A 22847-nucleotide genomic window follows, 5' to 3' on the forward strand; every position below is an offset into this window, starting at 1 on the left:
GTTGTTGAAGCGACTGCTCACTGGTGTACGGCCAGCAACAGCGAAAGTGAAGACATTACAATCAGAATGACGAAAAGGAAGTGAAAGCAAGTGACAACAACAGGGCGCGGCATTAACTTGAAAAACATTGTCAAATGGGTCCTTCCCTGCATTTTCATGACGTTGGTCATCGCTTTTATTCTGTTGAAAAGCCCTGCGCTGGATCCTGTCGTCAGTATCAGCACCAGCCAATTCCCTGCGACGCAGTCCCAGTTGTTTTACAAACGCATGGATGACTATAAGGAAAGAAATTCCAAAATCAGCAAACTGGATATGGAGAACCATACATTTAGCTTTGCGTTGCCAAGGTACGATGAGAATCTGCGCTGGGACCCATTGGAAAAATCCGGTTCTTTCTATGTCAAGGCTGTGACGATCAGCGTGCTGGCTTATACCCGCTCTATTGAACTCGACAACCTGACGCCGATGGCACAGATTGAGGCGTCCGCCCGCGAAACGAACATTGTCAAATTCACAGCGCCGTCGGGTGCGACTGACCCACAGATAAACATTCACCTTAACTACAAGTTACTCGACAAAGTGCGCTACGTTTTCGCGCTCTTGCTCGGACTGGCCAGCGCATTTGCCATTCTTGCCTGGATCAAATGGCATTCACGGATCCTAGACTTCCTGCAGGGTGACCGCGGTTATACCGCACAATTGAAATCAATCTTCAGACAAGAAAACTTCAGCCTTAACGAATTCACAAAGTTACTCGGCATCGGGGTTTTTCTTAATATTATCCCGGTCGTCAATTTCTTTTTGTCTGTTGATGATGAGCGGGGCGCCTTCCGTACCGACCCATCCATCTGGATCGCCGATGGCCGATGGACAGCCTATCTGGTAGAGAAATTTATCTTCCCTCAGCCAGTAATGCCTTTCGTTCCTAATCTTTTCTTTTACGCCTGCGTTGCACTGGCGTACATGTTCCTGATCAGGGCACACCGCCTCACCTTCGGCTGGATTGCCGCCCTGGCCTACTGCATTTTCATTGCGCACCCGATCTGGTGGTTCATTGGCGAGTTCTACTCCAACATTCCTTCGATCGGTGTAGGCGTACTGGCACTGTCGATCGGCATCTTTGTATTTTCAAAATGCCGTATCGGCGACGACTTGAAAGGCAAAACTGCCCGCTTGGCGTTGCTTTCCAGCGTATTGCTGTCCGTGGCAATCGGCGCCTACCAATCACTGGTCATGTTCTACATTGTTGCCGGTCTCGGTGTCGTTCTTTTCAACTTCCGAAAAGACAACCCGACAGCCGTACTATCAATTTATCCGACAATCCAGCGTGCAGCCTTGTTGCTCGGCACCCTCGTTGGCGGCGTTGCTTTCTATGTCATCATAAACAAGCTTGCCCAACTGGCTTACCCTTCCGACCGTGGTTACATCGATAACTTTCTGCGTATCAACGAACTGATCGCGGACCCTGTTCTAATTACCAAGCTGGTTTTGTTAGAAGCGTGGAAACTCTACTCAGGCTCCCCTCTGAGCTACGGCGTTTCATTCTTCAGTGCGGCCATCGCATTGGGATTTGCAGCCCTCTTCCTGGTCACACAGAATACTTGGAAAGCTGCTTTGTGGATGACTCTCCTCATCGGAGCATTGTTGATCTCCCCATTCCTGCTGAACTTCGTCGCCGGAGGTATTTATTTGCCTCTGCGCGCCATGCTGGCCATTTCCTTTGTTGCGTGGTTCACCACGATCATCGTTCTGGAAAAACAGGGGCTGTTGCGGATCTTCGGCGCTGTGCTCGCAGTCACACTGCTATTCCAGATGATTTCGGTAAATGGTCAATACTCGGCAAGCACGATGATGGCCACGACCCACGACCGATTCACCGCCGAAGCGCTTTACGATCGAATCAGCAAGGCCAACCCGGAATTTGACAAGAATGAACGCATCATGGTCGATGTTTATGGACGAATGCCATTCGCGAGCCGCTATCCAGGCCCGGAAACCTCGACCATGAGTTCTTCGTTTTTCGATTGGGACCAAGGCAACGTCTATCGCATGCTGGAGTACATGCGCCTGATCGGTTTCTCGAATGTTTATGCCTTGGGCAACGCGCTGCGTATTCCGTTGACACCGCACTTTGACAACATGCCGGTATGGCCGGCAGAAGGCTCCGTGCGATATGAAAACGGCGTTTATCTTGTCAAGTTGAGCGAAGTTGCCGACCCGACGCACGCACAGTACAAGCGAGTCGAGTCGCAATGATTAACAAGGCAGGCATGCGACCCTTTTTCGCCTACCTTGCGCTTGCCGGGCTGTCTTTGCTAGCAGCACTTGCGTCCCTTTATCTCGCCAAGGCAACCGGTACGTTCGACGCCACCAGACACAACATTTGCTTGAGCATTGATTCGTCATCCAAAGGCGTGACGCAACTGTTCTGGTCCAGCGAATCTGGCGCTTTCAGTGAATCACAATCGGATTCGCAAAGGATCGACGCCGGTACTCAGCGTGTTTGCTTCTCGGTCGCGACAGGTCAGCGCTTCCTGCGCTGGGATCCCAACAACGTTGCGTCCGAGATGCGTGTCAGTCAAGGCGAAATAAACTTTTGGGGTCTGCGGCAAGCGCTGCCGCTAAGCGTTCTGGCTCCTGGCAATGCACCAACGTCATTGTCGACCGAAGCGTCTTCGGTCACATTGACGTTTGATAATGACGACCCGCAAATCAAGTTCGAAATCAGCGACTCGGTCAGGTTCAAGGAAATAGCTTATAGCGCAGCGCTGCTGACTTTCGCTTATTGGTTGATCCTGAGCTGCACGCTGTTCATCCTCGGGAAAATAATTTTCGACGAAAGCATCGCCTATCGCATGTCGGTATTGGCGGCGCTTCTTTTGATAGCCGTATATCAATTAACCGGACTTATTGCGGTGGGCGATGGTGCGGGCTGGGACGGCAACGCCTATTTGAATCTTCTGTTCGACTGGAAAAATTCCGGGCATATTCCTGTCACGGATCCCTACCGTATCAGTCGCCTCACGGGCTTTTTTCCAACGGTAGTAGCAGAGTTCCTGCTAGATCTGACCAGACAACAGCTTTTATATGTACAGATGTCTTTCAATGTGCTCGGTATCAGCGTAGCCGCCGGGCTATTTACTGACTACTTGATGAAGTCCGGCATCCCGACCAGGCGGGCAGTGCAGTACACAACTGCCTTACTTTTGACGTGGCCAATCCTGGTCATGTCGACTTACTACCCCCTTTTAAGCGACCATTTGGCAATAGTACTGTCGTGCTGGAGCTTGTGGTGCTTTTCGCACAAACACTTCAAATGGCTACTGGCAACCTGCCTGATAGCACCATTGATCATGCCAGGCTTGTTTCTCCTGCCGCTGACGCTTCTCACCTTCTCACAGCCAGAAACGCAAGTTTCCTTCATCAACCGTCTGACTTTCGGCATGAAAGTCAGGATGCTGGTTTTTCTAGGTCTGGCTGCCGCCATGGTGGGTTATGCGTGCCTGTGGTTCACACGTATCGAAGACAGCGAACTATTACATGTCGGTTCTACACTTGCCTCGGGCATTCCTGGACTCAGATGGCTTAGCTCCACTTACTTGATTCTGGCCCTGATTGGCGTTGCCTGGCTTTGGAGTCGACTTCTGGGGCGTGATGGTGCGTTGCCAGTATTGTCCATCAAGTGGTTTTTCCTGGCCGCCATTGCGACGGCGTGCGGCCATGCAACTCTCTACTTCGGACTGGACTGGAGCCAGGGATTCCGAGGCCCGGACTTGGTGCAGAACATGTTTTATCAAGGTTTGAATACGCCATTCAAACCCATCCTCTCGCACTTTAGTTATTTTGGCCCATGCTTGCTTATTGCCTTGCAGCTAGTGTGGACCAGCAATCGAAGCGCGCGCCCGGTGCGCGCCGTTCAAATTGCCATATTGGGATTCTTGCCACTGTTGGTCGTCGGTTCCGAAAGTCGCCAATGGATCGCCATTCTTCCATTTCTGGTAGCGTACGTTGCGCAATCCGGAGTTTCGGATAAAACCACGAAGCTGATTCTTTATTTTTCCCTGCTGATGGCGACCCCATTATTCTGGCTGGCCAAGTCCATAGCCAGTGCCTTTGCAGCGGGCTTACCCATGAGTGATCCATTGTGGCAGCTGTACTTTGGGCGTCAGGGACCATGGATGTCGCATTCGACGTACCTGATCACTGCGATTGCGTGCCTGATCTTCACGGCTGCATGGTGGCTGACACGGCCAACCACCCCTAAATCGGCGGATTACGTCGGCTCAGACCTGCCAGATTGAGCCGACATCACTGTCTGAATGTGTAGTAAAATTGCGGCCATTATCATGTGCGCAGTCAAAAATTCTGGATGGATCATGGACGCAAATCATCAAATTCCTTTGTTTTCTGCAGTAGCGGCGAATTCCGGTATTGATTTTTCCGAACCGCTTATGCGCGTCGTTAATCGGCACTGGTACATTTTGGGTGAAGAAGTAAAGAACTTCGAACGAGAGTTCGCCAACTATGTCGGCGCAGAACATTGCATCTCGGTCGCGAACGGCTCGGAAGCACTGGAAATCGCCTTGCTGGGCATGGGTGTGGGCCCGGGTGATCGGGTTATCACCGTTGCCAACGCCGGGTTTTATAGCAGCACCGCCATCCACGCTGTCGGCGCCGAGCCGGTATATGTCGATGTCGATGAGAACACTTTGACCATGTGCCCGAAATCACTGGAGAAGGCGCTGGCCCAACCGGCGAAGGTCGTGATTGTCACGCACCTTTACGGACAGTTGGCAGACATCGAAACTCTGGCAGCCATTTCTCGCTCGGCCGGGGCGGTCGTGCTCGAAGATTGCGCCCAGTCCCACGGTGCGCGCTCTGATAATCGGCTTTGTGGATCGTTCGGCGACCTGGCCTGCTTCAGCTTTTACCCCACCAAAAACCTCGGCGCACTGGGCGACGGTGGCGCGATCGTAACTTCATCCTCCGAGATTGCCGCCCGCCTGCTCACGCTTCGCCAATACGGCTGGTCGACCAAATATCACGTTACCGTTCCGCACGGCCGTAACAGCAGACTCGATGAGATGCAGGCTGCCATCCTGCGGGTCAAACTGCCTCTTCTCGACCAATGGAACGAGCAGCGCCGCTCGATTGCCAGCCGCTACTGTGCAGCCTTCAGCCAACTGCCAGTCAAATTGCCTGCAAGTCTGGGCGACGACTTTGTTGCCCACCTGTTCGTAATGCGTGTCGAACATCGTGAAGCGTTCACTGCCTACCTAAAAGAGCATGGCGTCAGTACCGATATTCACTATCCAGTTCCAGACCACTGGCAAACAGCGTACACACCGCGCGAAACATTCAATCTTCCGGTGACCGAGTCAGCATGCACCCGACTGGTCTCGTTACCTTGCTTCCCTGGGCTGACCGATCAGCAAGTCGATCGTGTCATTGAAGTGGTTTGCGCCTACTTCAAGCAGGAGATTTAGGGTGCTTTCGCTGGTTATTCCGGTTTACCGTAACGAGGAATCGCTGCCGTCATTGCTCAAAGCCGTCGATGATTTGAACGTCGAGCTTCAAGGCGCGCTTGAGGTGGTTTTCGTGGTCGATGGCAGCCCGGATCGCTGTTACGAGATCCTGCGAGATCGCCTGCCCGAGCAACGTTTTGCCTCCCAGCTGATTCTGCTGTCGAAGAACTTCGGTTCTTTCATGGCGATACGTACAGGTTTGCAGCATGGCAAGGGTCGCACGTTTGCCGTAATGGCCGCCGACCTGCAAGAGCCGCCAAGCCTGGTGCTGACCATGAACCGGGTGTTGAATACCGAGCCGGTGGATGTAGTAGTCGGTGTCCGCGAGGGTCGTGACGATCCATTCCTGTCTAAACTGGCGTCGAAAACCTTCTGGGGTCTGTACAAACGTTACGTTATCCCGGAAATGCCTGCCGGCGGCGTCGACATGTTCGGCTGCAACCTGGAGTTTCGCGACAACCTGCTCAAACTCGAAGAACGCCACAGCTCTTTGATCGCGCAGATTTTCTGGCTGGGTTTCCGCCGACAGGTAGTCAGTTACACTCGAGTTGCCCGGGAACACGGCAAGTCGGCGTGGACATTGCGAAAGAAAGTGAACTATCTGATGGACAGTGTCTTCTCGTTCACGGACTTGCCCATTCGCCTGCTTATTCGTGTAGGTGCAGCCGGCTCAGCACTCTCGGCGTTATACGGCGTCAGTGTAATCCTCGCGAAGATAGGCGGCCTGATCGATGTCCCTGGTTATGCCATGACACTGTTTACCATTACCCTGCTGGGCAGCCTCAATCTGCTGGGGCTCGGCGTGATCGGTTCGTACGCCTGGCGTACCTATGAAAATACCAAAGGGCGCCCTTTGGCGATCCCTATGAAAGTTTCTGAGTTTGGAGCCAATAAATGATTGATTCGCGCGATTTTTTCGTTCACGACCGTGCGATTTGTGAATCGTCCACTATCGGTAAAGGCTCGCGTATCTGGGCGTTTGCACACGTATTACCGAACGCCCGTATCGGCGCCGAGTGCAACGTGTGCGACAACGTGTTTGTCGAGAACGACGTCATCATTGGTGACCGGGTAACACTCAAATGCGGCGTTCAGGTTTGGGACGGCATCACCATAGAAGACGATGTTTTCGTGGGACCGAACGTCACGTTCACCAATGACAAGTTTCCACGCAGCAAAATCTATCCGGAAGCGTTTTCTCGCACCATCATCCGCAAAGGTGCATCCCTGGGCGCCAATTCGACGATTCTGCCCGGAATTACCATTGGCACCTCGGCAATGGTCGGCGCAGGCGCGGTCGTCACCAAATCCGTTCCACCGAATGCTATCGTGGTCGGTAACCCGGCGAAGATCATCGGCTACGTCGATGCCAAGCCTACCGAAGGCACAGTCGTAGACAACCCGGTAAAAGTCGGCCAATCAGATGTCCATCCTTGTGGCGTTACGCTGCACCGCATGATGGAAGCCGTCGATATGCGCGGCAGCCTGAGCGTTGGCGAATGCGGTAAGGACGTTCCGTTCGAAGTGAAGCGTTACTTCCTGGTAACCAACGTTCCGACTGCTGAAACACGTGGTGAACATGCTCACCGCGAATGCCACCAGTTTCTGGTAGCGGTCAAAGGCACCGTGCACGTAGTTGCCGACAATGGAAAGCACCGCCAGGAGTTTGTTCTGGACCACCACACACTGGGCCTGTTCCTGCCAGCAATGACCTGGGGTATTCAGTACAAGTACTCGGCGGACGCGGTGCTGCTGGTTTTTGCTTCCGAGCATTACGCTGCTGACGACTACATACGCGATTACGATCAATTCCTGATCGAGAAAAAAGCGCAGATTGGTTAATAGCCGTGAAAATTTCCGAACTGATGGAAATCAGGTTTTTCCGGTTCCTCCTGACAGGCGGGCTGAACACCGGAATTACGTATGCGCTGTATCTCATATTGCTCAGTGTACTTCCCTACACATGGGCTTATTCGATCAGCTATGTTTGCGGGATTGTTTTCGCGTTCGTGATGAGCCGGTTCCTTGTCTTCAAAGAACACCAGGGGATCAAATCGATCCTGCTGTTCCCACTCGTCTACGTCGCGCAATACGTATTGGGGATGTTTGTCGTCTGGTTCTGGGTCAAACAGCTGTCGCTGCCTGAATACCTGGCTCCACTGGCGGCGATCATTCTGTCGCTACCACTTACATACGTATTGACGAAGCTGGTATTCGTCAAACCCGGAGCGGTTACTCGCTAAAAAAAGGCAGACGGAATAATCCGTCTGCCTTTTTTAATTGCTGAACGCTATCAGCGCAATCAGGCTGATCCCGCCTCGATGTTCATGCCGCAACATCCTTTTCGGATTTTCCCGCGCGGAACCGCAACGCCAGAATGAACAGTGGCACGTAAGCCACCACGGCACCGACAAAGCCATTCAGCTTGAAGTGCGTGACAGCCACTGCAATCGGCAGGAGCCAAAACACATTGATCAAGCCCACGACAAGGGTCACCGGCAGGTGCTTGCCATAACGGCGCGAGGCGAATTGGTAAGCATGACTGCGATGCGCTTCATACACTTTCTCGCCGCGCAGCAATCGACGCAACAAGGTGAAAGTTGCGTCGACGATGAACACCCCGAGCAGGATCAACCAACCCCAGAAGTACTCAAATGAGGCATTGGCGGCCTGTATCGACAAAATGCCCAAGACGATACCCAGAAAGCCGCTGCCCGCATCGCCCATGAAAATTTTCGCTGGCGGAAAGTTCCACAACAGGAATCCTCCCGCACAACCAGCCAGTAGCAGGGCCGGCCCCATCAGCCCGACATGCCCGTCCAGGGCGTACAGCACGCACGCCCCGACACACGCAGTTACCGCCTCGACCCCGGCAATCCCGTCAATACCGTCCATAAAATTGTAGAGATTGAGCATCCAGACGAGGTAGAGGCTAGCCAATACAAACCCGCCCCAGCCCAGATCGAAGACCTGTCCGAACACACTGACGGGCGGTAGGCCACCCAACCAGGCCAACGCCCAGATCGCCGCGCAAAAGTGCCCAAGTAAACGCCAGCGCGCAGCAATATGGCCATGATCATCCATGAATCCGATGATCGCCACCAGGCTGCCAGCACCGGCGATTGCAGCGAAATCTCTGAATGCGATCAAGTCAGCAGCATACAGCGAGCACATGGCGACAAGGAACGTCACGACGATCGCAACACCCCCTCCCCTTGGCGTGGGGACCGTATGCGAACTACGGGCATTGGGAATATCCATCAGACTTCTGGCAAGGGCATACCGGCGCAAAACAGCAGTCAGAAGGAACGAAATAATTAAAGCGATCAGCACAAACCAGCTGAAATTCATCGCGGCAGTAGCTCCAAATAAAAGCCAGCATTCGTCACTGGCAAACAAAAACCATTGCGCCCGCCTGGCCGATCATGAGGTTCGATAAGCCAGGCGGGCGCACTGCATCAGTTTTTGTTCACATCCACGATCTCATGCAGCGGACGCTTGCTCAGCACGCGTTTGATTTTTTGCCGTAGTGAGTAAGGCACCGCATGGCTGATGCGCTCCATGCGCGGATGGCGGTAAAGCGTCCAGATGGCCAATAGCGCGATTTCCTTAGTCGTCAGCGGCGCCTCATACACAGTTGTCGGGGCCGAGAATTTCGGCAGTTCGAAACCGGTTTTTGGTTTGCTGTGCTTATCACTGCCGACGCCGCATAAGGCCGGGTAATCAACGCTATAAAACGCTGGCTGCTGCAGGTGGGTGTCCACGACAGGCGCAGTCAACTGCTCACCGGCAGCGAGCCTTTTCACAAACTCGCTGATTCGCCGCATCAACTCGGCTGGCTCAAGCCCATAATCATAAACAAGAGTGTTTTCACGTCCGGACAATCGTTCCGGGAATGCCCCAATGTTTGGCGCAATAATTGGCAACCCGGCTTCCAGCGCATAGCTGAGGGTATAGCTGTAGGTTTCCGGGCACTGACTTGGAAACAGGACGACATCAAACTCATTTGCGGCCATTAGGGAAGACAGCTCACTGGCATCGTAACGACCTGTAGTCAGGACACCGCCCAACTCTCTGTAGCCGAAACCGACCAGCCGGAAGTTGATTGGTGCATTGACCGTCGCTGCCGCCTCCGCCACTTGCTCCAGATAATCGGCACCCTTTTCTTTACCAAGAGCACCGATAACGCCCACGTTGTAGCGGATCTTTTGCGCGACCGCCGCGACACCCTGCCCAATATTGCGTTTGTGCTCTACGTGACCTGCAACGACAGCGTTACGCAACTCGAAGTTGAGTCGATAATTGGCGAGGGTGTACGCCGAAGGGAAAATTACCGCTTTCGCCCCGTCGATAAAGCCGCGCAATTGCTCACGCCATTGTGCCGGCGATACACCATCCGGCAGAGGGAAGTCAGGATTGACGATGTCGTCGGCATAACTGCCTGGATAAACGCCCTGCGCATCGGTCAGTGTAGGGTTGCCGCATAGCCAGTAATAATCATGAACCGTCAATGCATATTCAGCGCCCAACTCAGCGGGCAATTGAACCAGTTGCGAATTCAGACCGAGCGTGTGATGGAAGTGCACGAAGCCGACACCACAGCCCTTCAAGAACTCGACCAAAAGGTTGTGCTCTTCCGGCAACTGGAAAAGAAGCTCGTCGGCCCCCGGAAAACTCCCCATCCGTAAAGTAACGGCGGACTGGCCACGACGAGGCGCCAGGAACAGGCAGCAAACATCGGACTCAAGAGCGTCTGCCAACTCGTCCAGATGCTGCTGCACACCGCCTCCAGCCTCATGCGAAATGTGCAAGACCTTTGGCCGGTCCAACGATGCGATCAATTGCGCAAGACGTTTTACCCGTACTGCTTTCAGCGGATCAGCTGCGATGAACCTCTGGATATCCAAGTGATAATCCGGATGCAGCTCGGTGATGACCTTGGTTGCATGCTCGGTCAACGCCTGCTTGGAAGAGGAGAAACTGACCCCGCCCTCATGAAATGCATACAGGTTAGGGGTCACGATGTTGAGCCAACCGGCTTTCAGCCCGCGCTGGCACAGATCGTTCTCTTCACCATAACCCTTGCCGAACTTTTCCTCGTTCAGCAGCCCCACGACATCCAGACAATCGCGGCGAATGTACATGCAGAAACCTACACCTGTCGGTGCCTGGCTGACCGGCAAACGCGGGCCGGAAAACACAGCATCGATCTGCTCGACGCTTAAACCAAAGGCTGGCTGGTTTTCGTAAAGAAACGCCGGGAAGCTACAAATAGTCGCGTTGTTGGAAAACGGTGTAACGGTACCGATGTTTGGCGCGATGTAAGCCTCAGCGGTCAGCCGCTCCAGCCAGTCAACAGGCACGATGACATCACTGTTAAGGAAAACGATATCGTCCTGGCTGGCATGGCGCATGCCGCGATTGACGGTTTTGACAAAGCCAAGATTGACTTCGTTTTCGAGAACGGTCATCACCTGCGGCCATTGCATTTGCAATTCGATCAACATGGCCTGCATGCCTGCATCTGGGCTCGCATCATTGATCGCGACCAGTTTGGAGTCGAAAGCAATAATCCCTGGCATCGCGGCAAGGATGCAGCGACGAGTCATTTCGACATTTTTATAGATTGGCAGAATGACGCTGACCGAGCGAGTCCGCGCGACAGGCGCTTCAATTACGTCGTCAACCGGCTGTGGCAGATTGGCTTCCTGGCCGCGCAGATAGGCCGTCAGCGCCTGCTTGGAAGTCTCCACTTTGCTGCGCAACACGCCTTTCCCCTGCCGCAACGAGCGCACAAGGAAGCGTACAGGTTTAGTGATGAACCAAGAGTTGGAGTTAATGACTTGATTATAGTCAGCTTCACGTTGGTCCAGTTTTGCACTCAGCGTTTCGATTTTCTGCCTGGCGTCAGTGACAGCGCTTGCAAGCGCTTCACGGGTTTGAGCCAATGCAATCTGCGAACTGCTGAAAGCAGAAAACAGATTGTCTTCGACAATCAATCGATCTTCGCCCCACGCCGTAAATTCACTCGGGCTTCGGCCGTTAATCGCATTCTGAATCTGCGCCTCGATGGCCAGAAACTCTTCCACATCTTCTTCGCAAAGTGGGTACCCGGCGGCTTCGCAAGCTCGGAACACAAAGTCTTTGCGTGTAACCGGGCCAGCCTCTGCCCCCTTGCTGATACGGGTAATCGAACCCAGCAACTGCGTTAGCGCTTTGAACAGCAGGTACTCGTAGCGAACATTCGTGTTGAGTGTCCACTCTTTGTCGATCAACTGCGGACGACCGTCCAGATCAATCACAATATTTTGCGGGACCGCATCGATCAACGCTCCCGACACCTCACCCGGCTGGCTCTCGGCGTTATCACAGAGCACGTTTAGCATGCTCAGATAATTTTTGAGGAAGACGCCGATACCTGCGTAAGTCCAGCCCTCGGCATTGACTATATCGATCAGCTTAGTGCCAAGCACATAACCATTGATGTAAGGCTCGGACGCAGCAAGATTAAAAGCGACGAGCGATTGCCCTTCACCCTCATCGATAGTCTTTCCGAGTTTTTGGTAATGCACATTGATCGCATCTTCGGAATCGCGACGAAATTCCGAACGTTTGCAGTACATCGAGCGTCGATCGCAACTGTAATGATACGCCAGGGTCTGCGGGTCGACTGCGCTGCGCGAGACCGGCGAAGCACCTACAAGAAAGGAGTTGGACATGTCCATGCCCAAGCCGTTCCTGAAAATCTGCGACCAGGCTAATTCCAGTGAGAAGGTGCACAGATCCGGCAATTGCGGATCTCTCTGTACACTTTGCGATGCGAATGCACTGGCATCGAAATCAGGATCTTTGAACCCCTGTTCGGTGATGATCGAAACGGGCAACTTGTAATCGGGAAATGGCGCAAAGAACTCACTCGAGGTAAACCCGGCTGTCGCCAACAACGACGCGAGAGCTTTTTTCCCGTAGGTCTGCACGGTAGCGCTGTTATAGCGCCCCTCGACACCGTACATCGGCGTCGTCACGTGATCTTCAGGCGCTCCGGCGAAATATTTCAAGCCGAGCTGATTTTCGATCGCGATGATGAGCAAACCGTCAGGTTTAAGCAGTGAGCGAACTTTCTCAAGCATTCTCGCACCCGGGTTATCACCCGATACGAACAGGTTGGCATACTCAAAAACGCCGATCAGGGTGATGACATCGAATTGGGTATCAATGCTGAAATTCTCGAACGACTCAGCCAGAACCGAGACGTTTGGCAAGTCTCGGGTGCGTGCACGGGCGATGCTGGCGCGACGCGAGCTACCTTCCAGCGCCAGCACTCTGCCGCCCTGCTCACCTAAATACCGGGTAATTGCACCACAACCGGCACCGATCTCGAGCACATCGCCACGCAGATCGGCATCGAACACCCGCAACAAGTTCGAACGGGTACTTGAGAGGTAATAAAGCGATGGCCAATCGGTGCACGATCTTCGCAGCTCATCAGAAAAAACACTGACGTCACTGGCCTGATCGATCAAGAATTTTATGCGCAGTTCGGTGCTATCACCATCGCTGTAGTTGATGCTCGAATAATCCGGCCTCGACCAGATGTTGAGCTCGTCATTAAGCTGATAGCCCGCTTGTTTCAATAAAATATTCAATTTGAAACCTTCTTGGCACGAATGCTGGAGTCCAGATTTACAAGCCCAAAAAATTTGTCAGTCGGACGAACCTGGAAGTGGATCGAATCATAACGCCTGTCACGGGGAGTAACCTCTTCTCCATCTTTGGTCGACACTCCGACAGAAATGAAGTAGTCACCTGGGGCCAGATCACAAGATATAAGTACCTCAACTTCGACGATCTCGCCCTTGCGCCCGCACGTTCTGAATTCCAGGCAATCCAGCGTTTCACTATTTACGCCATAGAGGGTAACGCCCTCTTTGGTCTTGATCGTCATCCCGAGAATCGGACACACCAGATCAGTATCAAAACGTACAAATACCGATAGTTTGATCTGCACGCCAGTGTCCAGGGCAATGGGGTACTCAAGCCCTCCTGCGCTCAGGTGGAAGTCGATGATAGTGGCCGATCTGTCACCCCAACGATATTCGTTCGGGTTGTAGTTCGGATGCGTTTCAAATACATCGAGGCCGCCTTCAGGCGTTTGATACGCTGCCAACTCGTCAGACGCTTCTGCACTTTCGACAGAGGTCGATTGCTGAGTCTTGCCGAACAACAAATCAAGGTAACGGTTGACGACCATGCGCGGCTCGCCTTCAGCGAGCTGCACACCGTTGTTCAAAAGAAAGGCGTGGTCACAGTGCGTAACGATTTGTTCGCTGGAGTGCGTTACCAGCAGAATGCTCGTGCCGTTTTCCTTGAGCTTTTTCAACCGATCAAAGCAACGGGCCTGAAATTTTGCATCCCCCACTGCCAGCGCTTCATCGACAATAAGAATATCGGGCTCTACTTGCGCCTGAACGGAAAACGCCAGTCGCACCAACATACCGCTCGAATATGTCTTGACCGGTTGATTGATGAAATCGCCAATGTCCGCGAATTCGATGATCGCGTCATATCTTGCGTCGATTTCTTCTTTGCTCAAACCCAGAATCGAGGCGTTCAGGTAGACGTTCTCGCGTCCAGTGAACTCGGGATTGAATCCGGAGCCCAGTTCGAGCAATGCAGCGATCCGGCCATGGGTTTCAACCGTACCACTGGTTGGATTCAACGTACCGCAAAGAATTTGCAGCAAGGTGGACTTGCCACTGCCGTTGCGACCAACGATACCGACCGTTTCGCCTTTGCGAATTTCGAAGGAAACGTCGCGTAGCGCCCAGAACTCACGGCAATATTTTTTCTTCCCGCGACTAAGCATCTGAAGCAGTCTGTCGCGCGGTTTGTCGTAAATCTCATAGCACTTACTGAGATTTTGAACTTTGATAGCGACCTCAGATGACATCGGCGAATCCTTTTCGTGTTTTCTGAAACCAGGCGAATCCAAGCCACGCAATCAACGCCGAGCCGGCGAGATAAATGCCCAATACGGTAAAGTCAGGCAGCTTTCCCCAAAACAGAATGTCCCGGGCGTACTCGATTGCAGGCGTCAGCGGATTGAGCATCAGTAGATGTTGATACTTCTCAGGTAGCGCACTGGCAGGGTAAAAAATAGGCGACAGAAACATCAGGACGGTGGTCAGGATGCCGATGAATTGCGCGACATCTCTCAAGTAGACGCCGAGCGACGCCAAGGCCCACGTCAAACCCATGATCATCAGCATCAACGGCAGGATAATCAACGGGAACAACAGGACGGTCAGGTGCGGCGTGCCAAACAGTATCAAATAGGCCAGCAGCCACACAGTCAGGCTGATCACCATATGAAAGAGCGCCGAACCGACTGTGATCCAGGGAAGGATCTCCAATGGAAACACAACTTTCTTCACATAGTTGGCGTTCGAGAGAATCAGCATCGGGCTTCGATTGAAACACTCCGCAAAAAAGTTGAAGACGATAAGTCCCGCAAACAGAATAAGTGCAAACTCGGTTTTCGAGTCACTTCCGCCGCTCCAGCGTGCCTTGAAAACGACGCTAAAGACAAAGGTGTAGACAACCAACATGAACACGGGGTTAAAAAACGACCAGAGAATCCCCATGAACGATCCACGGTAACGCCCAACGACTTCTCGCTGTACAAGCGCCGCGATCAGGCTCCGATTACGCCAGAAACTGCTGACCATTTCCTTTGGCGACGTGGAAAAATTAAGCATTATGCACACACCTGAGATAAATCGAGGGAGACAGACTTCATACAAAAACTCTCTTGTTGAGATACCGGGAGGACGCCACGGAGCAATTTTCACGTCCCGCCCTGCACGATGATGGCATCAAATTCTGTTGAGCACCGCGGCCAGCATCAGCCCAAGATTACCCAAACACGTCTGCCGATAGACCTTCGCGCGGTAGAGCCAGACGAAACGGCCGAATCCTTTTGAATCACGGGCTTTCTTGAATTGCTCAAAGGTCTGCAGGCTGTCTGCACTCAAGCGTGAGCGAACCGTTTCAAGTGCAGCGATATTTTTGTCATTCCAGTCACGAAAGCGACCCGTAGACATCATCCGCAAGCGCATGATCCGTGCGCGCACTCCAGAGTTGGCGCCAATCAGATTCGCTTCATGCTGCCTGTACAGAATGGAAGGCGAGGCGTCATAGACGACCTTGCCACCCACCGCGGTAATCAGGAGATAGGCCCACCAGTCATGGGAAACGATATCCACTTGGCTGCCGGCATGACAGAGCACGTCCCGAGCCAAATGATTGAATACCATGGTATTGCCCCCGGCCAGACTTTGTACCAGTGCATTGGCAAAACTGGCGGGGCGAGAAAATAGTGGCGAGCGACCGATGACCGTTCCCGAGTCACCAATCAACTCGGTCCGGGCGCAATACAACGCCGGAAGACCGGACGGCAGCGCCTCCAATACCTTTACGGCAGACTCAAGTTTATTGGCTTGCCAGATATCGTCCTGGTCGGCCCATGCATAAAATTGCGATTGCACGGGCGCATCGCAGGCAACGGACATGAAGTTAGCCGCAAACCCTCGCTTGGGCCCTTGCAGAATGGTCAGTCGGCCTTCTCCCCAGATCGAGCTGTACTGGCGCAGAATATCCAGTGTCGCGTCGGTAGAACCGTCATCAGAAACAACGACGGTCCATTCGCGATAACTCTGGCGAGCTATCGAATCCAGTTGTTGTGCGAGAAAGCGCTCACCGTTGTAGGTACACATCAGAATCGTCACGCGGGCCGGTTGCGTTTCATGACCGTGAATACCAACGTCAGAACCGCTGCCAGGCTGCTCGCCTGTCTGATCAAATTGTGGAAGAGGGGCTACCACCGAGCACTCCATTGCATTGAAGATAAAATAATGACGATGTCGTTTCGCTCAACATCAAGAGGTACAGCCTTGGCAGCATGAAAATCACATGCCCCTCTCATGGACCGCTCCCGACAGCGAAAAATTTGCCATTATAAGTCATACCAATTTGATAGCCCAGTGACATCACCACCTTCAACAGCACAAGGCGGTGGTCATGGTATGAAAAGAGTAATCTGAATGTTGCCTTGAGCCGGAAAAATCCTGCCAAGGCGTACTGATTTGGGCTGCGTAGGGTATCAAGGCGCCCTAATTGGCAAAAGGGTGGCAATCTGCCAATTCTTCGAGGGTCAGATCAATGGCCATGCTTTATCGAGCAAGCCTTAGCGGAAAAGTGACATCCACAAAAAATACCGACCCGTTTAGCGCTCCCGAAAATGGTTGGCAGTGGCCTGAAGTGCCTGGCTCACGCTGACGGGCGGCGTCCACTCCAGCACTGTGCGCGTCTTTTCCATATCGACCTGTAACGAGCCGCAGAGTCGTTGAGCCAAGGCTCTCCTACCCAATAAAGCCGCCCCAAGGCGCAGAACAAACGGAGGCACGGGCAACAATCGCGCTCGGACAGTCAGGGCACTCGCCATCCTTTGAAGCAATTGAGTGGTCGAAAGATCTTCGCCATCACTTACCAGAAACGTTTGATTGGCTGCTTTTGGATGATCGATGCAGGTCACCAAAAGATCCACCAGATTACTGATTGCCACCAGGCTGCGGCGATTGCCCAATGCCCCCAATGGCAGTGGCAATCCTTTTTGCAACCAGCGCATCATACTTAGAAAGTTGGCTTTGACACCCGGCCCGTACACCAGAGGCGGTCGAATAATCACCAACTCCATTGCGGTTTCCAGTGCGATTTGACGCACGACTTCCTCTGCCTCGCACTTGGAAATACCGTAAGGATCAACAGGCGCGGGAATATCGGCTGCGGTAAATGGCCTCCCGGCGGGTGACTCTTCGCCATTGACCTTGATCGAACTGACAAAGATGAAGCGCTTCACCCCGGACGCTGCCGCATGACGGGCCAGCCGCGCAGTGCCCTGCACATTCATTTGCCGAAACATGGCAAGCGGATCAGCCTCCCCCTCGTTCATTACATGAACCCTGGCCGCACAATGAATCACCGTCTGAACATTATTCAATGGCGGCAATAAAACGCGCTCATCCAAATCAAAAGACACGACATCACACAAACCACTCAACCGAGTTTCGCCACGCGCAGCCGCAACTGGTGTGTAGATCTTGTCGAGAAGCAGGCGGAACACCACGGCCTCGCCGACAAACCCCGTCGCCCCGGTTACCAATACCCGAGCACCTTTCATTTGGTTTTCTTCCCGATCACGGCAGTCGCGCAACAAATAAAGAAAAAGAACAGCTTGTCCCTGGTTCGACGACGACATTCACCGGCTGTTAACGACAGTCGCAATAATTGTCGACGGCCCAAAGGTAGCCATTGCCGGACGAATGGATCATCGGCGAGACCCACCAACTGCGCAATCATTCGAATCTGAGAAAACCACCAACCGTCATGGATAGTTTTATAACGCGCAATCAGTGGATTTATACCGGTATTGGCCCCGATCTGATTACTTTCGTGCTGGCGATAACACATGGATGGCTGCGGATCAATGAACCAGCGCAAACCACGACTGCGTGCGAACGCATAGCAATACCAGTCATGCAGACTGACCTGTTGTAAGGCATCCCAATGTTTGAACAATGAGCCCTTCAGCAACTGCATCATCCTTTTGCTCATGACATACGTACAGCCCGGTCCGGCAGCCTCAAAGAGAAAGTCCCAGCGGGTTTGCGGCTGGGCCTTGTCCAGTACCTGGTTACGACCATCAGGCCAGAACGCAACTACGTTACTCGAGTAAGCATCCACGCCAAGAGATTTGATCGACCGGATAGCGCGCTCGATCTTGTCCAGATACCAGACGTCATCCTGATCAGCAAAAGCGATGAAATCGTAGCCTTCAAGATCAACATCTCGAATCAAACGGAAGAAGTTGCGGGAGGCCCCACCAAACGCACCGGCGTCGGGCAAGACGATTACGTTCGGATGCTGCGCAGCATAATCGGCGCACCATGCCTCGGTACCGTCATTGGAGGGATCAATACTTATATAAACGGTTACGTCGACAGCTGCCTGACCGAGGATCGAGGCCAACTGCTCCTCGATCCACTGCATGCCATTGTAGGCGGCCAGCAAAATCGCAACCTTGGGATGTTCTACTGGCATGCCATTCCTGCTTGCAGCGATAAACATAGCGTTGCGAAAGTCAGAACTTTCGATCAGGCAGACGGCGAGTCCAGCAACTTCTGAAGGTATTGACCGTAACCCGTCTTCTTCAGTGCTTGCGCTTGTGCGTTAAGCTGCTCGGCAGAAATCCAGCCATTGTGATAGGCGATCTCTTCCAGACACGCCACTTTCAGACCCTGACGCTGTTCGATCGTGTGAACGAAGTGACTGGCTTCAAGCAGTGAGTCGTGAGTACCGGTATCCAGCCAGGCAAAACCGCGACCGAGCATTTCCACGCTCAGGGTCTGGCGCTCCAGATACGCACGGTTGACGTCGGTGATTTCCAGCTCGCCACGCTCGGAGGGCTTGATGCTCTTGGCGATCTCGACCACATCGTTATCGTAGAAATACAGACCGGTGACCGCATAGTTCGATTTTGGCTTCAGCGGCTTCTCTTCGATACTCAAAGCCTTGCCACTTTTATCAAACTCGACGACACCAAAGCGTTCAGGATCGGAGACGTGGTAGCCAAATACGGTTGCGCCCTTTTGTTGGGTACTGGCGGAGCGCAAATTATCCGAGAAATGCTGACCGTAGAAGATGTTGTCCCCCAGAATCAGACAGCATGGATCCTGACCGATGAACTCTTCACCAATAATGAACGCCTGAGCCAGGCCGTCCGGGCTTGGCTGCTCGGCATAAGTGAGCTTGATCCCGTACAGGCTTCCATCACCCAGCAGTTTACGGAAGCACGGCAAATCTTCCGGCGTGGAAATGATCAGGATTTCTCGCATACCCGCCAGCATCAAAACGGACAGCGGATAAAAAATCATCGGTTTGTCGTAGATCGGCAGCATTTGTTTGGACACACCGAGGGTCAACGGGTGCAGGCGCGTGCCCGAGCCACCGGCGAGGATGATGCCTTTACGATTTGTCGTGATCATTTGTTCAGAACTTCCCTAAGCATTCGGGTTACACCACTTTGCCAATCCGGCAAGTGTAGAGAAAAATTGTCGCGCAGCTTGCGAGTATTCAAACGCGAATTCAGCGGTCGGCTCGCCGGCGTTGGATAGGCGGTTGTATCGATTGGGTTAATGGCTGTTACCGCCAACTCTTCACCTTGCGCCTTGGCAAACTCAATCACGTGACTGGCATAACCATGCCAGGACACTTCTCCGGCAGCGGCCAAGTGATAGAGACCTGCTAATTCCGGGCGCTTAAGAACTTGCTGAATAGCTAACGCCGTCACATCGGCAATCAAATCCGCGCCAGTAGGGGCGCCGATCTGGTCAGCGATAATATTGAGCGTTCCGCGATCTTTCGCCAGACGCAGCATAGTCTTCGCAAAATTATTGCCGCGAGCGCCATATACCCAACTTGTGCGAAAAATCAGATATTTGCAGCCAGATGCGATAATCGCCTGTTCGCCAGCGAGCTTGCTGAAACCATAGTAATTGACTGGCGCAACAGCATCAGTCTCCTGCCATGGCACGGAGCCCTCGCCACTAAAGACGTAATCTGTCGAATAGTGAATCAGCCAGGCACCGGAAGCGGCAGCCTCTTCAGCCATCACTCGACTCGCCAAACCATTTACGCGCTCAGCCAACTCTTTTTCAGATTCAGCTTTGTCGACCGCGGTGTACGCCGCAGCATTGACGATGATATCGGGTGCGCACTGACGAATCGTTGCGCGCAAGCCTTCAAGGTCGGACAAGTCGCCGCTTAGCCCGCTCACCGAGTGACGATCCAATGCAATCAACTCACCAATTGGAGCAAGGGAGCGCTGCAGCTCCCAGCCCACTTGGCCGTTTTTTCCTAAAAGTAGGATTTTCATGCTTTGTTCGAGCGACCTGCGTAGTTCTGGTCGATCCATTGCTGGTAGCTGCCACTCTTCACATGCTCTACCCATTGGGTATTGCTCAAATACCACTCGACAGTCTTGCGGATGCCGGTTTCGAATGTTTCTTCCGGAGTCCAACCCAGGTCTCGCTGGATTTTGCTCGCATCGATTGCATAACGCTGGTCATGACCGGGACGATCCTGAACGTAGGTGATCAGGCTCGAATGAGGACGATGAGCGGAGTCTGGACGCAATTCATCGAGTAGTGCACAAAGCGTGTTCACGACTTCAATGTTCTGTTTTTCGTTATGACCGCCGATGTTGTATGTCTCACCAACCACACCTTCGGTCACAACTTTGTACAACGCACGGGCGTGGTCTTCGACATACAGCCAGTCGCGAACCTGATTGCCTTTGCCGTAAACCGGCAAGGGCTTGCCTTCCAGTGCATTGAGAATGATCAATGGAATCAATTTCTCAGGGAAGTGGCACGGGCCGTAGTTGTTCGAGCAATTGGTAACCAATGTCGGCAGGCCATAAGTGCGAGCCCAGGCGCGAACGAGGTGATCGGAGCTGGCTTTGCTGGCCGAATAAGGCGAGCTTGGCTGATAAGGTGTGGTTTCGGTAAAGAGGTCTTCAGGGCCTTCAAGGTCACCGTAAACTTCATCGGTCGAAATATGATGGAAACGGAAGTTGGCTTTGCGCGCACCATCCAATTGCGCCCAATAATGGCGAGCAGCTTCCAGCAGAGTGTAAGTGCCGATAATGTTCGTCTGAATGAACTCGGACGGACCGGTAATCGAGCGATCGACGTGAGACTCTGCGGCCAGATGCATGATGGCATCTGGTTGGTGCTCACGCAAAACACGGTCGATCTGGTCACGATCACAGATATCGACGCGCTCGAATGCATAGCGTGAATTACCGCTAACCTCGGCCAGCGACTCGAGGTTACCGGCATACGTCAGCTTGTCGACGTTGATCACTGCGTCGTTGGTATTGGAAATTATGTGACGGATGACTGCTGAGCCGATGAAGCCGGCGCCGCCGGTAACTAGAATTTTCACGCGAAACCATACCCTTGAGCTGCGGACAGTGTCACCAACGAGCACTGCCTAATCCATGAATGCAGAAGCCATCAAACCTGTGGCTTCCGTCAGAGTCAGTCTAAATCGATGTGGGAATATGCCACTATCGAACAAGGGACGCATTTTACAGCTTAATGAATCTTTTACTAATGGATATAGACAGGTAAGGACGCAATTTCGACAGACGCCCTGCGCCTGCCGTTATCACACTACACGCTTGCGTGAAGCTCTGGACGAACGTCCCAGAAACCAGCCAAAAAACGGCCCGATCAGCATACCTACCAGCAATGCACCAACCGTAATCACCGATACCGGAAGTTGTGGTCCTGCCCAACCAAGAAACAGCAGGGAGACCGATTGCTGGTTTTCGAGAACGAACGCAAGGATCGCCAATACAAGCAATAGAATCAAAACGGAAAACAAAATGCGCTTGAGATTACTCATGAGCGGCTTCCTCGCGTAACGGCGACCGTCAAACCCCCTCCTCCTCTTCTTCATTCACGCGATCTCGCAGCTCTTTGCCTGGCTTGAAATGCGGAACGAATTTTCCATCAAGGCTGACGGACTGACCGGTCTTTGGATTACGACCGACACGCGGCGCACGATAGTGCAAGGAAAAGCTGCCAAAACCACGGATCTCGATACGATCCCCCGTGGCCAGACACTGGGACATTTGCTCAAGCATGGTCTTGATGGCCAGCTCCACATCCTTGGATGAGAGCAGCCCCTGATGGGTGACAATTCGTTCGATCAACTCCGACTTCGTCATATTTTTCCCTTCTTTTTCAAGCAGCTAGATCAGCGCTTGAAAGGTTTTAGCACGCCCGGAAGATTTTGAACAGCCCAGGGCTTGACATATCTTTCCGCTCGCCGAAACGCCCATTTTCAGGGCATCGGGCGACAAGCCCGCCAACGCTCACTCACCGACAAATCACCAACATGGTTCGGGTGACGTAGCCTGCCGGATTGAAGCCAAAGGGAAACTCATCCTCATCCCGGGCGTCATCGGATCGCGTGACCACCTTATACCCCGCCCCCTTGCATTCCTTGGCGGCACGCTTCTGACACTTCTCCCAGCCCGAACCCAAGCCGGAACAGTCAACCTCGATACCACTGACTCCACGCACCGCATGGGTCTTGGCGCTCGTTGTGCAGCCCGCCAACATCAAGACACCTATAAACACTATAAATTTGCTCATTCACTTCCTTATGCCAGGCGCCTGCCCGACTACTGCG

At 53.1% G+C, this 22847-nt stretch carries 19 protein-coding genes; 6 read left to right on the forward strand and 13 right to left on the reverse strand.

Annotated features, from left to right (window positions below; all coding sequences use genetic code 11):
* Positions 1 to 117: 117 nt before the first annotated feature.
* From LOY31_RS20855 to LOY31_RS20880, 6 genes are all read left to right on the forward strand, one after another.
* Entirely contained in the window at positions 118 to 2256 is a 2139-nt protein-coding gene (locus LOY31_RS20855; protein WP_139834514.1) for a glucosyltransferase domain-containing protein, read from the forward strand.
* Positions 2253 to 4301, forward strand: coding sequence for a hypothetical protein (locus LOY31_RS20860; RefSeq protein WP_085607202.1), 2049 nt, complete (start codon positions 2253 to 2255; stop codon positions 4299 to 4301). Before LOY31_RS20855 ends, LOY31_RS20860 begins: the two co-directional genes overlap by 4 nt.
* 75 nt (positions 4302 to 4376) lie before the next feature.
* On the forward strand, positions 4377 to 5486 hold the full coding sequence (locus LOY31_RS20865) for a DegT/DnrJ/EryC1/StrS aminotransferase family protein (RefSeq protein ID WP_221533134.1): 1110 nt from the start codon (positions 4377 to 4379) through the stop codon (positions 5484 to 5486).
* Position 5487: 1 nt separating this feature from the next.
* Positions 5488 to 6423 carry a glycosyltransferase family 2 protein gene (locus LOY31_RS20870; protein ID WP_085607206.1) on the forward strand — a complete coding sequence of 312 codons (936 nt, stop codon included), beginning with the start codon at positions 5488 to 5490 and terminating at the stop codon, positions 6421 to 6423.
* Positions 6420 to 7367, forward strand: a complete 948-nt coding sequence (locus LOY31_RS20875) for a WxcM-like domain-containing protein (protein WP_085607208.1) — start codon at positions 6420 to 6422, stop codon at positions 7365 to 7367. Before LOY31_RS20870 ends, LOY31_RS20875 begins: the two co-directional genes overlap by 4 nt.
* Before the next feature lie 5 nt (positions 7368 to 7372).
* Complete coding sequence (locus LOY31_RS20880; protein WP_256578480.1) at positions 7373 to 7768, forward strand: GtrA family protein; 396 nt, start codon at positions 7373 to 7375, stop codon at positions 7766 to 7768.
* A gap of 82 nt (positions 7769 to 7850) precedes the next feature.
* Here LOY31_RS20880 and LOY31_RS20885 read toward each other — a convergent pair whose 3' ends face one another.
* The 13 genes from LOY31_RS20885 to LOY31_RS20945 form a co-directional block, all read right to left on the reverse strand.
* Complete coding sequence (locus LOY31_RS20885) at positions 7851 to 8876, reverse strand: glycosyltransferase family 4 protein (protein WP_085607212.1); 1026 nt, start codon at positions 8874 to 8876, stop codon at positions 7851 to 7853.
* A gap of 107 nt (positions 8877 to 8983) precedes the next feature.
* Entirely contained in the window at positions 8984 to 13171 is a 4188-nt protein-coding gene (locus LOY31_RS20890) for a methyltransferase (RefSeq protein ID WP_221533135.1), read from the reverse strand.
* The gene (locus LOY31_RS20895) at positions 13168 to 14475 is read right to left on the reverse strand and encodes an ABC transporter ATP-binding protein (RefSeq protein WP_221533136.1); all 1308 of its coding nucleotides are present in this window, start codon (positions 14473 to 14475) and stop codon (positions 13168 to 13170) included. The genes LOY31_RS20890 and LOY31_RS20895 overlap by 4 nt, the downstream gene beginning before the upstream one ends.
* Positions 14465 to 15283, reverse strand: coding sequence for an ABC transporter permease (locus LOY31_RS20900; protein WP_258712162.1), 819 nt, complete (start codon positions 15281 to 15283; stop codon positions 14465 to 14467). Before LOY31_RS20900 ends, LOY31_RS20895 begins: the two co-directional genes overlap by 11 nt.
* A gap of 117 nt (positions 15284 to 15400) precedes the next feature.
* A complete protein-coding gene (locus tag LOY31_RS20905; RefSeq protein ID WP_256578481.1) occupies positions 15401 to 16408 on the reverse strand; it encodes a glycosyltransferase family 2 protein in 1008 nt (335 codons plus the stop codon).
* A 401-nt stretch (positions 16409 to 16809) separates the two neighbouring features.
* Positions 16810 to 17763 carry an SDR family oxidoreductase gene (locus LOY31_RS20910; RefSeq protein WP_085607222.1) on the reverse strand — a complete coding sequence of 318 codons (954 nt, stop codon included), beginning with the start codon at positions 17761 to 17763 and terminating at the stop codon, positions 16810 to 16812.
* On the reverse strand, positions 17760 to 18683 hold the full coding sequence (locus LOY31_RS20915; RefSeq protein WP_085607224.1) for a glycosyltransferase: 924 nt from the start codon (positions 18681 to 18683) through the stop codon (positions 17760 to 17762). The genes LOY31_RS20910 and LOY31_RS20915 overlap by 4 nt, the downstream gene beginning before the upstream one ends.
* 53 nt (positions 18684 to 18736) lie before the next feature.
* Positions 18737 to 19627: a glucose-1-phosphate thymidylyltransferase RfbA gene (gene rfbA, locus LOY31_RS20920; RefSeq protein ID WP_085607226.1), complete on the reverse strand. Its 891-nt coding sequence runs from the start codon at positions 19625 to 19627 to the stop codon at positions 18737 to 18739.
* Positions 19624 to 20517, reverse strand: a complete 894-nt coding sequence (rfbD, locus tag LOY31_RS20925; RefSeq protein WP_085607228.1) for a dTDP-4-dehydrorhamnose reductase — start codon at positions 20515 to 20517, stop codon at positions 19624 to 19626. Before rfbD ends, rfbA begins: the two co-directional genes overlap by 4 nt.
* Positions 20514 to 21590, reverse strand: coding sequence for a dTDP-glucose 4,6-dehydratase (rfbB, locus tag LOY31_RS20930; RefSeq protein WP_170929391.1), 1077 nt, complete (start codon positions 21588 to 21590; stop codon positions 20514 to 20516). Before rfbB ends, rfbD begins: the two co-directional genes overlap by 4 nt.
* A 225-nt stretch (positions 21591 to 21815) precedes the next feature.
* A complete protein-coding gene (locus LOY31_RS20935) occupies positions 21816 to 22055 on the reverse strand; it encodes a LapA family protein (RefSeq protein WP_085607232.1) in 240 nt (79 codons plus the stop codon).
* Between the two features lie 28 nt (positions 22056 to 22083).
* Positions 22084 to 22380, reverse strand: coding sequence for an integration host factor subunit beta (gene ihfB / locus LOY31_RS20940; RefSeq protein ID WP_003189779.1), 297 nt, complete (start codon positions 22378 to 22380; stop codon positions 22084 to 22086).
* A 151-nt stretch (positions 22381 to 22531) separates the two neighbouring features.
* The gene (locus tag LOY31_RS20945; protein WP_007950919.1) at positions 22532 to 22810 is read right to left on the reverse strand and encodes a hypothetical protein; all 279 of its coding nucleotides are present in this window, start codon (positions 22808 to 22810) and stop codon (positions 22532 to 22534) included.
* Positions 22811 to 22847: the final 37 nt, after the last annotated feature.

Origin of the sequence: Pseudomonas sp. B21-021 (assembly GCF_024749205.1) — a bacterium.
GTDB lineage: Bacteria > Pseudomonadota > Gammaproteobacteria > Pseudomonadales > Pseudomonadaceae > Aquipseudomonas > Aquipseudomonas paraglycinae.

Bases quoted from the DNA above. Each gene is read 5' to 3' on its own strand.
- LOY31_RS20860 (WP_085607202.1), top strand. From the start codon at position 2,253: ATGATTAACAAGGCAGGCATGCGACCCTTTTTCGCCTACCTTGCGCTT.
- LOY31_RS20865 (WP_221533134.1), top strand. From the start codon at position 4,377: ATGGACGCAAATCATCAAATTCCTTTGTTTTCTGCAGTAGCGGCGAAT.
- LOY31_RS20875 (WP_085607208.1), top strand. From the start codon at position 6,420: ATGATTGATTCGCGCGATTTTTTCGTTCACGACCGTGCGATTTGTGAA.
- LOY31_RS20885 (WP_085607212.1), bottom strand. From the start codon at position 8,876: ATGAATTTCAGCTGGTTTGTGCTGATCGCTTTAATTATTTCGTTCCTT.
- LOY31_RS20895 (WP_221533136.1), bottom strand. From the start codon at position 14,475: ATGTCATCTGAGGTCGCTATCAAAGTTCAAAATCTCAGTAAGTGCTAT.
- LOY31_RS20900 (WP_258712162.1), bottom strand. From the start codon at position 15,283: ATGCTTAATTTTTCCACGTCGCCAAAGGAAATGGTCAGCAGTTTCTGG.
- LOY31_RS20910 (WP_085607222.1), bottom strand. From the start codon at position 17,763: ATGAAAGGTGCTCGGGTATTGGTAACCGGGGCGACGGGGTTTGTCGGC.
- LOY31_RS20915 (WP_085607224.1), bottom strand. From the start codon at position 18,683: ATGCCAGTAGAACATCCCAAGGTTGCGATTTTGCTGGCCGCCTACAAT.
- rfbA (WP_085607226.1), bottom strand. From the start codon at position 19,627: ATGATCACGACAAATCGTAAAGGCATCATCCTCGCCGGTGGCTCGGGC.
- rfbD (WP_085607228.1), bottom strand. From the start codon at position 20,517: ATGAAAATCCTACTTTTAGGAAAAAACGGCCAAGTGGGCTGGGAGCTG.
- LOY31_RS20935 (WP_085607232.1), bottom strand. From the start codon at position 22,055: ATGAGTAATCTCAAGCGCATTTTGTTTTCCGTTTTGATTCTATTGCTT.
- ihfB (WP_003189779.1), bottom strand. From the start codon at position 22,380: ATGACGAAGTCGGAGTTGATCGAACGAATTGTCACCCATCAGGGGCTG.
- LOY31_RS20945 (WP_007950919.1), bottom strand. From the start codon at position 22,810: ATGAGCAAATTTATAGTGTTTATAGGTGTCTTGATGTTGGCGGGCTGC.